This window comes from Sphingopyxis italica (genome assembly GCF_011926545.1).
Classification (GTDB): Bacteria; Pseudomonadota; Alphaproteobacteria; order Sphingomonadales; family Sphingomonadaceae; genus Sphingopyxis; species Sphingopyxis italica.
The window spans coordinates 1,562,876-1,576,921 of sequence record NZ_JAATIT010000001.1; the positions used below are offsets into that span (position 1 = coordinate 1,562,876).

At 65.9% G+C, this 14,046-nt stretch carries 10 protein-coding genes; 8 read left to right on the forward strand and 2 right to left on the reverse strand.

Annotated elements, in window-relative coordinates; genetic code table 11:
- Positions 1-66 precede the first annotated feature (66 nt).
- Entirely contained in the window at positions 67-2,862 is a 2,796-nt protein-coding gene (locus GGR90_RS07260; RefSeq protein ID WP_167920655.1) for a TonB-dependent receptor, read from the forward strand.
- A gap of 94 nt (positions 2,863-2,956) precedes the next feature.
- Positions 2,957-4,552 carry a family 43 glycosylhydrolase gene (locus GGR90_RS07265; protein WP_167920860.1) on the forward strand — a complete coding sequence of 532 codons (1,596 nt, stop codon included), beginning with the start codon at positions 2,957-2,959 and terminating at the stop codon, positions 4,550-4,552.
- Here the strand turns inward: GGR90_RS07265 and GGR90_RS07270 are convergent.
- Positions 4,549-6,030: a UxaA family hydrolase gene (locus GGR90_RS07270; protein ID WP_167920861.1), complete on the reverse strand. Its 1,482-nt coding sequence runs from the start codon at positions 6,028-6,030 to the stop codon at positions 4,549-4,551. The genes GGR90_RS07265 and GGR90_RS07270 overlap by 4 nt on opposite strands.
- 58 nt (positions 6,031-6,088) lie before the next feature.
- Between GGR90_RS07270 and GGR90_RS07275 the strand changes: the two genes are divergently transcribed.
- From GGR90_RS07275 to GGR90_RS07290, 4 genes are read left to right on the forward strand one after another with little or no spacing between them, the layout of a single operon-like run.
- Positions 6,089-6,880, forward strand: coding sequence for a 2-keto-4-pentenoate hydratase (locus tag GGR90_RS07275; protein WP_245198429.1), 792 nt, complete (start codon positions 6,089-6,091; stop codon positions 6,878-6,880).
- A 25-nt stretch (positions 6,881-6,905) separates the two neighbouring features.
- Entirely contained in the window at positions 6,906-8,213 is a 1,308-nt protein-coding gene (locus tag GGR90_RS07280; protein ID WP_167920656.1) for an MFS transporter, read from the forward strand.
- Positions 8,214-8,217: 4 nt separating this feature from the next.
- Entirely contained in the window at positions 8,218-9,630 is a 1,413-nt protein-coding gene (gene uxaC, locus GGR90_RS07285) for a glucuronate isomerase (RefSeq protein WP_167920657.1), read from the forward strand.
- Positions 9,627-10,946, forward strand: a complete 1,320-nt coding sequence (locus GGR90_RS07290; RefSeq protein WP_342449904.1) for a mannitol dehydrogenase family protein — start codon at positions 9,627-9,629, stop codon at positions 10,944-10,946. The genes uxaC and GGR90_RS07290 overlap by 4 nt, the downstream gene beginning before the upstream one ends.
- On the opposite strand, the gene GGR90_RS07295 is transcribed toward GGR90_RS07290, so the two are convergent.
- Positions 10,943-11,830, reverse strand: a complete 888-nt coding sequence (locus GGR90_RS07295) for a LysR family transcriptional regulator (RefSeq protein WP_167920659.1) — start codon at positions 11,828-11,830, stop codon at positions 10,943-10,945. The two genes, GGR90_RS07290 and GGR90_RS07295, sit on opposite strands and share 4 nt — an antisense overlap.
- Before the next feature lie 96 nt (positions 11,831-11,926).
- On the opposite strand from GGR90_RS07295, the gene GGR90_RS07300 reads away from it, so the two are divergent.
- Complete coding sequence (locus GGR90_RS07300; protein WP_167920660.1) at positions 11,927-13,432, forward strand: CoA-acylating methylmalonate-semialdehyde dehydrogenase; 1,506 nt, start codon at positions 11,927-11,929, stop codon at positions 13,430-13,432.
- 70 nt (positions 13,433-13,502) lie between these two features.
- Positions 13,503-14,024, forward strand: coding sequence for a hypothetical protein (locus tag GGR90_RS07305; RefSeq protein WP_167920661.1), 522 nt, complete (start codon positions 13,503-13,505; stop codon positions 14,022-14,024).
- Positions 14,025-14,046: the final 22 nt, after the last annotated feature.

The following is a 14,046-nucleotide window of genomic DNA, read 5'->3' on the forward strand; positions in this document are numbered from 1 at the left end:
TCCAGCAAAGTAACCGGTGTCATTCTTGCACAAGCGGGGGCAACGGGGCGATAAGGGAGGATGATAATGGAAATTCATGCAATGCGGAGCGTACGCGCTTTGACCCGGCTGGCGTGTGGCGCGTCGCTTGCCGCGCTGACGCTGTCGCCGGCCTGGGCGCAGGACGCCGCCGGAGAAAGCGTCGCGAGCGAGGACGAGATCGTCGTCACGGGTTTCCGCGCCTCGCTCGACAAGGCGCTCGACCAGAAGCGCGACTCGATCGCGGCGGTCGACGTCATCGTCGCCGAGGACATCGCCAAATTCCCCGACCAGAATCTCGCCGAATCGCTTCAGCGCATCCCGGGCATCTCGATCCAGCGCGACGCCGGCGAAGGCCGCGCGATCACCGTGCGCGGGCTCGGCGCGCAATTCACCCGTGTCCGCCTCAACGGGATGGAAACGATCGCGACCTCGACCGACGGCGCGTCGGCGAACCGCGATCGCGCGTTCGACTTCAACGTTTTCGCGTCGGAGCTTTTCACCTCGCTCGTCGTCCACAAGACCGCGTCGGCCTCGCTCGACGAAGGCTCGCTCGGCGCAGTCGTCGATCTCAACACCGGCAATCCGCTCGGCGGCAAGGAAGGCTTTACCGCCGTCGCCTCGGTGCAGGGGCGCTATAATGATCTGACCAAGGACGTCGATCCGCGCCTCGCGGGCCTCATCGCCTGGACCAATGCCGACCGGACCTTCGGCGTCTCCGCGTCGGTCGCCTGGGCCGACTACAAGACGCACGAGCTCGGCAACAACAGCGTGCGCTGGGCGCAGGCGCCGTTCCGCAGCGTCGACGGCGTCACCTGCCTTGCGGGCTCCGACTTCGTCGCCAACCCGTCGGACGCCTGTATCGAGGTCGCCGAAGCCTTTCACCCGCGCATCCCGCGCTATGGCCTCGTCAGCCACGACCGCGAGCGCCTCGGCGCCACGGCGTCGATCCAGTGGGAACCGAGCGAGAACACCAAAATCTCGATCGACGGCCTCTATTCGACCTTCAAGGAAACACGCGACGAATTTTGGGGCGAAGTGCTGCTGCGCAGCGAAGAGGAAGCGATCGACGTATCGAATTACACGATCGACGGCGACAACAACCTCATCGCCGCCGACCTCGACAATGTCTATGTCCGCACCGAACGCTATTCGCGCCAGAGCAAGACCGAATTCTATCAGATTTCGGGCCGGCTCGAGCAGCGGCTGACCGACACGCTCGCGGTCAATCTTCTCGGCGGCATCTCCAAGTCGCAAGCCGATATTCCGGTCGAAACGACGCTCGCTTTCGACGATGTCGACGCGACCGGCTATCGTTACGATTATACGAACATGAAATATCCGCTGCTGACCTTCGGCGCCGGCATCGACGATCCGTCGTCCTTCGTGCTCGCTGAATTCCGCGACCGCCCGTCCTTCCTGACGAACAAGTTCAAGACCTTCGCGGCCGATTTCGACTGGGACGTCGCCGACCGGTTCAAGATGCGCGGCGGCGGCTTCTATCGTCGGTTCGATTTCGATACGGTCGATTTCCGCCGCGACAGCAGCTATTGCAGCGCCTTCACCTGCGCGCCGGGCACCGGCGGGCTGCCGGTCACGTCGGACATCGCCGAGCTGTTCGAACTCGGCAACGCCGGGCAGCCGTCGGGCAACACCAACGCCTGGATCGTTCCCGATCTCGACGCGGGCACCGCGCTGATCGATCTTTATAACCGTCCCGCGGTGCTTCAGCAGGGCGGCCAGCGCGCCGTCACCGAAAAAACCTATGGCGGCTGGTTCATGGCCGAGTTCGAGACCGACGTGCTCGGTATGCGGATGACGGGCAATGCGGGCGTCCGCTATGCCAAGACCGATCAATCGTCATCGGGCTTCACCAGCGGCACCTTCGTCACGGTCGACCGGACCTATGACGACTGGCTGCCGTCGTTCAACGTCAACCTGCACCCGACCGACAGCATCATCCTGCGCGGCGCGATCGCCAAGGTGATCACGCGTCCGACGCTGGGCAGCCTGACCCCGGGCGGTTCGGTCGACCAGTTCAATTTCCGCATCACCTCGGGCAACCCGTTCCTCGAACCCTATCGCGCCACGACCTTCGACCTCGCGGCCGAATGGTATTTCGCGCCGGGGGCGATCGCGTCGGTGGCGCTGTTCGCAAAGGATATCGAAAGCTTCCCGATCGGCACGTCGCTCCAGGGAACCTATGCGTCGAGCGGGCTGCCGCTGTCGCTGCTGACGCCGGGGACGCCGGCCTATCAGGCGGTCGTCGATGGCGGCAATCCCAATCGCGAGTTCGAATTCCGTACAACCGGCAACGGTCCCGGCGCCAGCCTGAAGGGCGTCGAGCTGTCGCTGCAGCTGCCCTTCTCGGTCTTCTCGGATTCGCTGCGCCACTTCGGCGTGCTCGGCAACACGACCTTCGTGAAGAGCGACGTCGATTACGCCATCCGCGGGCCGCTCGCTTACGACCCCGACGACAACCGGCTCGAGGCGCCGGTCGCCAGCACCTTCACCCAGCCGCTGCTCGGGCTTGCGAAACGCGCGTGGAATGCCACCGTCTATTATGACGACGGCAAATTCTCGGTCCGCACCTCGGCGGCGTGGCGTTCGGGCTATAACGACAGCACCAGTGGCAACAACAATGTGTTCGAAGGTTATGGCAGCTCGTTCAACGTCGATGCGTCAATCCGCTATGCGCTGACCGACAACATCGAATTGTCGATCGAGGGCACCAATTTGACCGACGATTACCGTTATCGCTTCACCGACCGCGAAGCGAACCGCAATTACGAGAATAATCATTACGGCCGCACCTTCCTGTTCGGTGCGCGCTTCAAGATCTGACACCGAACATGTCGTCCCGGTGAGGCCCGGCCTTCGCTTGCGGGGGCCGGGCCTTTCTTTTTGCGAGGAGAATGATGTGACCGATCGCCGCGACATGCTCAAACTGGCCGGAGCGGGATTGCTGGGGACGGGCCTCTCGGGCTTCGGCGCCCCGGCGGCTCTTGCGAGCGGCGCACCCGCTTCGCCCGCCCCCGCGCCGGCGTGGGCGAAGGGCTTCGACGGCCAGCGCAAGGCCGACCTTGGCGACGGGCGCTTCCTCAATCCGATCATGGCGGGCGACCATCCAGATCCGTCGATCCTGAAGGATGGCGCCGACTATTATATGACCTTCTCGACCTTCGATAGCTATCCGGGTCTGGTCATCTGGCATTCGCGCGATCTGGTGAACTGGCGCCCGATCGGCCCCGCGCTCACCCGCAATATCGGCTCGGTCTGGGCGCCCGAACTCTGCAAGCACGACGGGCGCTATTATCTCTACGTTCCGACCAAGGGCCCGAACACAAGTTGGGTGATCTGGGCCGACCGGATCGAGGGACCGTGGAGCGATCCCGTCGATTTGAACCTCCCCAACCATATCGACCCCGGCCATGCGGTCGGCGAGGACGGGTCGCGCTGGCTGTTCCTGTCGGGCGGCGACCGCGTGCGCCTGTCGGACGATGGCCTGTCGCGCATCGGCGAGCCCGAACATGTTTATGACCCGTGGCGCTATCCGTCCGACTGGGTGGTCGAAGGCTTCGCGCCCGAGGGGCCGAAGATCGCGCGGCACGGCGACTATTATTACATGATCACCGCGGTCGGCGGCACCGCGGGGCCGCCGACCGGCCATATGGTGATCGCCGCGCGCTCGAAGTCGATCCACGGCCCGTGGGAAAATTGCCCCGCCAACCCGCTCGTTCGCACCAGATCGGCCGCTGAAAAATGGTGGTCGCGCGGCCATGCGACGCTCGTCGAGGGGCCGGCGGGCGACTGGTGGAGCGTTTATCATGGCTATGAGAATGGCTATTGGACCTTGGGCCGGCAGGCGCTGCTCGACCCCGTCGAATGGACCGATGACGGCTGGTTCCGGATGAAAGGCGGCGATCTGTCGCAACCGATCGCCAAGCCCAAGGGCGGCACGGTCGCGGGGCCGCACGGCATGGCGCTGTCGGACGATTTTTCGAGCCTAGCGCTCGGCGCCAAATGGAATTTCTTCAAGCCCGCGCCCGATGAGCGCCGCCGCGCGCGCGTCGAGGATGGCGCGCTGGTGCTGGCGGCTCGCGGCAAGGCGCCGGTCGATTCATCGCCCTTGCTGCTGATCGCGGGCGATCAGGCGTATCGCTTCGAATGCGATATCGAGATCGCGCCCGGCGGCACCGCGGGGCTGATCCTCTTCTATGACGAGAAGCTCTATTGCGGGCTCGGCTTCGACGGCGCCCGCTTCGTCACCCACCAATATGGCATCGAGCGAGCGCGCCCCGCCAATCCGCACGGCCGCCCGATGCGCATGCGCGTCACCAACGACCGCCATATCGTCACCTATGACACGAGCGGCGATGGCGGGAAAACATGGGTCCGCTTCGACCGCGGCATGGAGGTTTCGGGATACCATCATAATGTGCGCGGCGGCTTCCTGATGCTGCGCCCCGGGCTCTATTCGGCGGGATCTGGCGAAGCGCGCTTTCGGAACTTCACCTTCCGCGCGCTCGATTAAAGCGTCACGCCCGACTTCCAGATCGCGATATCGCGCTCTTCGTTGACCTCGGCTTTCGTCGGCTTTCCCGAGGCGGTGGCCGTGACGAGTTCGAGCAGCGCGTCGGCCGCCGCATCGAAACCGGCGTCGAGCACCGCCCCCGCGTCGAAATCGATCCACCCCGTCTTGCGCGCCGCGAGCGCGCTGTTCGACGCGATTTTGAGCGTCGGCGCCGGAAAGCCGAGCGGCGTGCCGCGCCCGGTGGTGAACAGGATGATCGTCGCACCCGCCGCGGTCAGTGCGGTCGAGGATACCGCGTCGTTGCCGGGCGCTTCGAGCAGCGTCAGCCCGGGAAGCGCCGCCTCTTCGCCATAGCGTCGGACATCGACGAGCGGCACCTGGCCGCCCTTCTGCACCGCGCCCAATGACTTTTCCTCGAGCGTGGTGATCCCGCCCGCGATGTTGCCGGGCGAGGGGTTCTCGCTCACCGGCTCGCCGTGGCGGATGAAATATTGCTTGAAATCGCGCACGAGCGCGGCGGTCTCGTCGAACACCGCGCGCGACACCGCGCGGTCCATCAACATTTGCTCGGCGCCGAAGATTTCCGGAATTTCGGTCAGCACCACCTTGCCGCCCGCCGCCGCGACGGCATCGGCCATCCGCCCGACGAGCGGGTTGGCGGTGAGGCCCGAGAGGCCGTCGGAGCCGCCGCATTTGACGCCCAAAACCAGCTTTTCCAGCGGCACGTCGGTGCGCGGCGCGTCGGCGCAGGCCGCGACCAGTTCGTCGACCAGCGCGAGGCAGGCGGCTTCGTCATCCTCGACCGCCTGCGCCGACAGGGTGCGGATATGGGCGCGGCGATCGGCTGGAATATGGTCCACCAGCGCGCCGAGCTGATTGCTCTCGCACCCCAGGCCGACGATCAACACGCCGCCCGCATTGGGGTGCTGCGCGAGCGCCGCGAGCAGCGCGCGCGTATGGCCGAGGTCGTCGCCGAGCTGCGAACAGCCGAAGGGGTGCTTGAACGCATGCACCCCGTTGATGCGCTCCGCATGGCGCTCGCCCGCGATCCGCGCGACGCGCGCGGCGAGGTTGCCGACGCAGCCGACGGTCGGCAGGATCCAGATTTCGTTGCGGGTGCCGACGCGGCCGTCGGAGCGGACATAGCCCGCAAAGGTCCGGGAAGGCATGGCGGTGGGCGCTGCACGGGCGGCGGGCGGCGCGTAACGATAGTCGCCGTCGCTGCTCAGCACGGTCGCCAGATTGTGGCTGTGCACATGCTCGCCGGGCGCGATGTCGGCGGTCGCGACGCCGATCGGAAAGCCATATTTGATCACAGCGGCGCCGCGCGCGATCGGCGCGAGCGCGATCTTGTGCCCGCGCCCCACGGCGACGGCGGCGCGCAGATCGCTGCCCGCGAACAGCGTCGTGCCCGGCGCGATGTCGGCGATCGTGGTCGTGACATTGTCCGCCTCATGGACGCGCAGCGCCCCGCGCATCGGATATTCGCTTGCCTTTGACACCGGTGTCTCTTACACCGCATCGCGGAAGAGGGAAATGAGAAAGATGCTGGCGACAAGCGATCACGAGAATATAGCGCGGGTCCTGATCGACGCGCGTGCGCGAAAGACACCGCTTACCGCCTATCCCGGCGCGATGCCGCAGACGATGGCCGACGCCTATGCGATCCAGGACAGCGCGATCGCGTTCGACGGCCGCCGCATCGGCGGATGGAAGGTCGGACGAATCGCGCCCGATCTCGTCACCCGCTACGGCGGCAATCGCCTGACCGGCCCGATCTTCGCCGACGAGATTTTCGACGGCGCCACCGGCGAACCCGTGATGCCCGTCTATGCCGACGGCTTCGCCGCCGCCGAAGCGGAGGTGCTGCTCTGCTTCGGCGAGGTTGGCACGCGCGATTATGACATCGACAGCGTGCGCGGCTGCATCGCCGACGTCCGCACCGGCATCGAGATTGCGAGCTCGCCCTTTCCCGAAATCAATCGCCACGGTCCCGCAGTCACCGCCTCGGATTATGGCAATAACAAGGGGCTGATCCTCGGCCCGCCGATCGCCGACTGGCGGAATGCCGATCTGATCCGCATGCCCGTCGAAATGGCGATCGACGGCGAAACCGTCGGCGCCGCGACGATGGAGGCCATGCTCGACGGCCCGTTCGGCTCGGCGCTGTTCCTGATCAACATCCTGCGGACGCGCGGCATAGCTATTCCAGCCGGAACATGGGTGTCCGCCGGCGCGATCACCGGTATTCATGAAATCAGGCCGGGCCAGCGCGCCGAAGCGGTCTTCGACGGAAAAATCCGCGTCGGCTGCTCGATCAAAAGCTAATAGAGCCAAATAACAGGAGAGGATTATGGCACAGGCATTCGCGGACGGAGGTACGGCGACGCCGGTGCCAAGGACCGGCCGTTACCGCTGGCTGATCGTCGGGGTGCTGTTCGCCGCGACCACGGTCAATTATATCGACCGCACCATGCTCGGACTGCTCGCGCCGACGCTCGGCGATGAGCTCAAATGGACCGAGAATGACTATGGCAACATCGTCACCGCCTTCCAGTTCGCCTATGCGCTGGGCTTTCTGCTCATGGGCTGGCTGATCGACCGCTTCGGTCCCAAGATCGGCTATGCGATCGCCATTTCGATCTGGACCGTCGGCCATGTCGCGCATGGTTTCGCTTCGTCGGTCGTCTCCTTCATGCTGGCGCGCGTCATCCTCGGCGTCGGCGAGGCGGGGCACTTCCCCTCGGTCGTCCGCGCGTCGAGCGAATGGTTCCCGCAAAAGGAGCGCTCCTATGCGATCGGCTGGGTCAACAGCGCGACGACGATCGGCGTCATCCTGACCGCGCCGACGGTCGCGCTGTGCATGCGCGTGCTCGGCTTCGACTGGCGCGAAACCTTCATCTATACGGGCGCTTTCGGCGTCCTGCTTCTGATCCTGTGGCTCTGGCTCTACAGCAACCCGCGCGAAAGCGGCAAGGTCAGCGAGGCCGAACTCGCATGGATCGAGCATGATCCGCCCGAAAAGATCGAACGCATCGGCTGGGGCAAGATCGTCACCAAGCGCGAAGCCTGGGCATTCGCGATGGCCAAATTCCTGACCGATCCGGTCTGGTTCCTGATGCTCTTCTGGCTGCCCAAATATTTCAGCACCACCTATAACGTCGATCTCAAGATCATATTGCTGCCGATGATCATCATGTATCTGCTCTCCGATGCCGGCAGTATCCTTGGCGGCTGGGTGTCGTCGAAACTGATCCAGACGGGCCACAGCGTCAATTTCGCGCGCAAGGTCACGATGATCGGCGCGGGTCTGTGCGTGCTGCCCTTGCTGTTCGTCACCGGGCTGGAAAATATGTGGCTCGCGGTCGTGCTGATCGGCATCGCGCTCGCCGGGCACCAGGCCTTTTCATCGACGATCCTGTCGATCCCGCCCGACATGTTCCCGAAACGTGCGGTCGGATCGGTGATCGGGCTCGGCGGCTTCATGGGCGGCGTCGGCGGCATGATCATGGCGAAATCGACCGGGCTCGTGCTCGATGCGACGGGGGGCAATTACACGCTCATCTTCGCCGCGTGCACGATCGTCTATTTCCTCGCCGTGCTCGCGGTTCATCTGCTGAGCCCGCGCCTCGCGCCGGTCGGCGTGGAAAGCGCAAAATAAGCCCATGCCGCGTCCGCTGCTACTCTCCCCCGACCGCCTCTTTCCGTCCGATCCGGCGCAGCGCGACATCGCGCGCCGGCTCTATAAGGAGGTGGCGGACCTGCCGATCGTCAGCCCGCACGGGCACACCGATCCCGGCTGGTTCGCGGGCAACGCGCCCTTCGGCAATGCGGCGGAGCTGCTGCTCCATCCCGACCATTATATATTCCGGATGCTCTATTCGCAGGGCATTCCCCTCGATGCGCTGGGTATCCGGAACCGCGATGCCGAGCCGCGAGAAAGCTGGCGGCTCTTCGCCGGGAACTATCATCTCTTCCGCGGCACCCCGTCGCGGATGTGGATGGACTGGGTGTTTGCGGAAGCCTTCGGATTCGATGTGCAATTTTCGGCCGAGACGTCGGACCTCTATTACGACCGCATCACCGAGGCGCTGGCGACCGATGCCTTCCGCCCGCGCGCGTTGTTCGACCGCTTCGGGATCGAGGTGATCGCGACGACCGAAAGCCCGCTCGACACGCTCGAGCATCACGCCGCCATCCGCACCGCGAATGAAAGCGGCGAATGGGGCGGGCGCGTGATCACCGCCTATCGCCCCGACCCGGTCGTCGATCCCGAATTCGAAGGCTTTCGCGATAATCTCCAGCGTTTCTCCGAGCTTTCGGGCGAGGACGCTTTTTCCTACGCAGGCTATCTGGCGGCGCACCGCAATCGCCGCGCCTTCTTCGCCGAAATGGGCGCGACCTCGACCGATCACGGCCACCCGACCGCGGCGACCGCCGATCTGCCATACGCCGAAGCCGAGGTGCTGTTCGCGCGCGTCACCGGCGACAAAGTCAGTGCGGCCGATGCCGAGCTGTTTCGCGCGCATATGCTGACCGTGATGGCGGGGATGAGCCTCGACGACGGGCTCGTCATGCAGATTCACCCCGGCGCCTTCCGCAATCACAACCCTTGGCTGTTCGACCATTATGGCCGCGACAAGGGCGCCGATATTCCCATGAGCACCGACTATGTCCATGCCCTGCGTCCGCTGCTCGGTCGCTACGGCAATGAAGCGGGCCTCACGATCATCCTCTTCACATTGGACGAGACGAGCTATGCGCGCGAACTCGCACCGCTCGCGGGCCATTATCCGGCGTTGAAGCTCGGCCCCGCTTGGTGGTTCCACGATAGTCCCGAAGGGATGCGGCGGTTCCGCAGCCAGATGACCGAGACCGCGGGTTTTTATAACAGCGTCGGGTTCAACGACGACACGCGCGCCTTCCTGTCGATTCCCGCGCGCCACGACGTCGCACGGCGCATCGACTGCGGCTTTCTCGCGCAGCTCGTCGCCGAGCACCGGATGGCGGAATGGGAGGCGGCCGAGCTCGCGGCCGACCTCAGCTACAATCTCGCCAAGGCCGCGTACAAACTGTGAGGCTGTCAGCGCAAACACCCCTCCCGGCGTCGGTGCGGGCGCCGGGCTACGACCGCGCCGCGCAGGCGGCGGGCATCGTCCATATCGGTATCGGCGCGTTCCACCGCGCGCATCAGGCGGTCTACACCGACGATGCGATGACGGCGGGCGATCGCGACTGGGGTATCATCGGCGTGTCGCTGCGCTCGGGCGATGTCGCGGCACAGCTCAATCCGCAGGACGGCCTCTATACCGTCAGCACGCGCAGCGCCGTCGGGACGCGGTTGCGCCTGATCGGCGCGGTGCAGAAGGTGCTCGTCGCGGCCGACGACAATCAAGCGGTGATCGACGCCATCGCCGCGCCGACGACGCATATCGTCAGCTTCACCGTTACCGAAAAAGGCTATCTGCGCCGGCCCGACGGCTCGCTCGACCTCGCCGCGGCGGTCGGGAATCCAAGCCTCTATCGCTTCCTCGCCGCCGGGCTCGCCGCGCGCAAAGCGGCGGGGCTCGGCGGACTGACCCTGCTCAGCTGCGACAATCTGGCGGGCAATGGCGCGGTGCTGCGCCGCCTGATGCGCGAATATCTCGCCGCCTGTCACCCCGACCTGTCGGCGTGGTTCGATAGGGCATGCACCTGCCCCGCGACGATGATCGATCGCATCGTCCCCGCCACGACCGATGCCCACCGCGCGGAGGTCGAAGCGACGCTCGGCGCGCGCGATGAGGGCGCGGTGGTCACCGAGGGTTTCAGCCAGTGGGTGATCGAGGATGATTTCGCCGGCCCGCGCCCGCGCTGGGAAAAGGTCGGCGCCGAACTCGTTGCCGACGTCGCGCCCTATGAGACCGCGAAGCTGCGCATGCTCAACGGCGCGCATTCGGCGCTCGCCTATATCGGGCTGGGGAAGGGGCATGAATATGTCCATCAGACGATCGCCGATCCCCAAATCCGCCCGGTCATCGAGCGGCTGATGGTGGGCGAAGCCGCGCCGACGATCGACGCCGCGCCGGGGCAGAATCTCGCCGCCTATGCCGATGCTTTGCTGGGTCGCTTCGCCAACCCCGCGCTCGATCATCGGCTGATCCAGATCGCGATGGACGGCAGCCAGAAGATCCCGCAGCGCTGGCTTGAAACGCTGGCATGGCATCAAGCGCGCGGTGCGCGCTGCCCGTCGCTCGAAGCGGCCATCGCGGCGTGGATCGCCTTTCTGCGGAGCGATCATCCGGTCGATGACCCGCTCGCCGGCAAACTGCGCGAAGCGGCGGCGGGTCCGGACGCGATGGCAAGGCTGTTCGGCAAAAGCGGCCTGATCGCCTCCGATTGGCGTCCGGCCTAAGCGGGAATCAGCACCCCCCGGCTCTCCCTCACCTCGGCGTCCAACCAGTCGATGAACGCCCGTATCCGCGGCTGCGGCGCGACGTCGCGGTGGAGCGCGAGCCAGAAGGCGCGCGCGATCACCTGATCGAGCCGCACGCGCACCAGCGCCGGGTCGCCCGCCGCGAGGAAACAGGGCAGCACACCGACCCCCGCGCCGCCCGCGATCATGCGCCGCTGCGCGAGGATCGACGACGATCGCACATTCGCCCGCAATCCGGGCTCGATCTCGCCCAGATAGTCGAGTTCGGGCGCGTAGAGGATGTCGGGCATATAGCCGATCACCGGAATCCCCGCGCGCGACAGCGGCGCGGCGGCGACCGCCACCTGCCAGTCGGGCCGGTCGGCGGGCGCATAGAGGCCGAGGCCGTAGTCGGAGAGCTTGCGCGTGATCAGCGGGCCTTTTCGTGGCCGCGCAAGCAGCACCGCCATATCGGCCTCGCGCCGCGACGGATTGAGGAAGCCCGACGAAGCGACGAGGTCGATTTCGAGTTCGGGATGCGCCGCGACGAAGCGTCCGAGCCGCGGCGCGATGAAGCTGTTGCCGAAGCCTTCGGACACGCTGACGCGCAATTGCCCCGACAGGCCCGAGCCGGCTTCGTCAGCCTTATGGATGCGCGCCGCCGCCGCCGCCATCGCTTCGGCGTGCGGCACGAGCGCACGGCCCGCCGCGGTCAGAACGAAACCCGTCGGCGCGCGTTCGAACAATGTCTGGCCGAGCGACGTCTCGAGCGCGCTCACCCGGCGGCTCACCGTCGTCGCATCGACGTGCAGCGCGGCACCGGCGCGCGCGAGCGTGCCGTGACGCGCGACGAACAGGAAATATTGCAGCTTGTCCCAGTCCATGACCTGCAAATATGCAGGATGGTCCTGCAAGTCTATCCCTTGCAATCGGACCGTAACTGGTCTGTGGCAAGGCCAACATCTTTGGGAGACTATGCCATGCGACAGATCGACCATCACATCGTCGGCGGTGCCGGCGGCGGCACGAACGGTGCCGGCCGGTTCGCCGACGTTCTCGACCCCAACAACGGCGGCGTGCAGGCGCGGGTCGCGCTCGGCGACCGCGCCGTCCTCGACCGCGCCGTCGCCGCCGCCAAGGCCGCGCAGCCCGCCTGGGCCACGACGAACCCGCAGCGCCGCGCGCGCGTGATGTTCGAATTCAAGCGCCTCGTCGAAGCCAATATGGACGAGCTCGCGCAGATGCTGTCGGCGGAGCATGGCAAGGTGATCGCCGACGCGCGCGGCGACGTTCAGCGCGGGCTCGACGTCGTCGAATTCGCCTGCGCCGCGCCGCATGTGCTGAAGGGTGAATATACCGTCGGTGCCGGCCCCGGCATCGACGTCTATTCGATGCGCCAGCCGATCGGGATCGGCGCGGGCATCACGCCGTTCAACTTCCCCGCGATGATCCCGCTGTGGATGGGCGCGATCGCGACCGTCGTCGGCAACGCCTTCATCCTGAAGCCCAGCGAGCGCGATCCCTCGCTCCCCGTGCGCCTGTCCGAACTCTTCCTCGAAGCGGGCATGCCCGAGGGAGTTTTCCAGACCGTCCATGGCGACAAGGAAATGGTCGACGCGATCCTCGACCATCCCGACATCGGCGCGGTCAGCTTCGTCGGCTCGTCGGACATCGCGCATTATGTCTACAACCGCGGCGTCGCGAACGGAAAGCGCGTCCAGGCGATGGGCGGCGCGAAGAACCATGGCATCGTCATGCCCGATGCCGATCTCGACCAGGTCGTCAATGATCTGACCGGCGCGGCCTTCGGTTCGGCGGGCGAACGCTGTATGGCGCTGCCGGTCGTCGTTCCCGTCGGCGAAGACACCGCGAACCGGCTGCGTGAAAAGCTCGTCCCCGCGATCGAGGCGCTGCGCGTCGGGGTGTCGACCGATGCCGACGCGCATTACGGCCCCGTCGTTACGCAGGCGCACAAGGACAAGGTCGAGGGCTGGATCGCGAAATGCGCCGACGAAGGCGCCGAACTCGTGATCGACGGCCGCGGCTTCACGTTGCAGGGCCACGAAAAGGGCTTCTTCGTCGGTCCGACCCTGTTCGACCATGTCACCCCCGACATGGAAAGCTACAAGGAAGAGATTTTCGGCCCCGTCCTCCAGATCGTCCGCGCGCCCGATTTCGAGACCGCGCTCGAACTGCCGTCGAAGCATCAATATGGCAACGGCGTCGCGATCTTCACGCGCAACGGCCACGCCGCGCGCGAATTCGCGGCGCGGGTCAATGTCGGCATGGTCGGCATCAACGTGCCGATCCCGGTGCCGGTGGCCTATCACAGCTTCGGCGGCTGGAAACGGTCGGCGTTCGGCGACACCAACCAGCACGGCATGGAAGGCGTGAAGTTCTGGACCAAGGTCAAGACGATCACCGCGCGCTGGCCCGATGGCTCGCCTGACGGTGGCAACGCCTTCGTCATCCCGACGATGGGGTGAGGCGCGGATCGGGCGCGGCGGTGAAACCTCTGTGCCCGGTCGAACATTTCTCCCGCGAAGGAGAATGACGATGATGCGATGGACGATGCCCGCCGCCCTGTTGATGCTCGCCGCGTGCAGCGGCGGACAGGATGAGGAAACGGGCCCCGAAGCCAGCTCCGATATCGGCCCGCTGCAAAAGGCCGAACGTCCGGCGCCCGCCGAAACGCCCGCAGCCGACGCGGAAACCGAAGCGTCCGCAAAGGCCGATCCGGGCAACGCCGCCGTTGACGGCAAGACGATTCCGCCCGCGATTCGCGGCCGCTGGGCGCTGAAAGCCGCCGATTGCACAGCGCGGAGAGGCACCGACCTCACCGCACTGACGATCGATGCGACCAATCTGCGTTTTTTCGAATCGCACGGCGAACTCGCGCGCGTGCAAGAGAGCGACGCGAGCGGCATCGTCGCCGACTATAAGTTCAGCGGCGAGGGCGAGGAATGGGATCGCCGGATGCGGCTCGACCTCGCCGACGGCGGCAAGACGCTCGTTCGCCGCGACGAAGGCGAGGGTGCCGCGGCTGGTCCGATGCGCTATACGCGCTGCGCCGGTTGACGGTTTTTTTGAAAGGGAGACG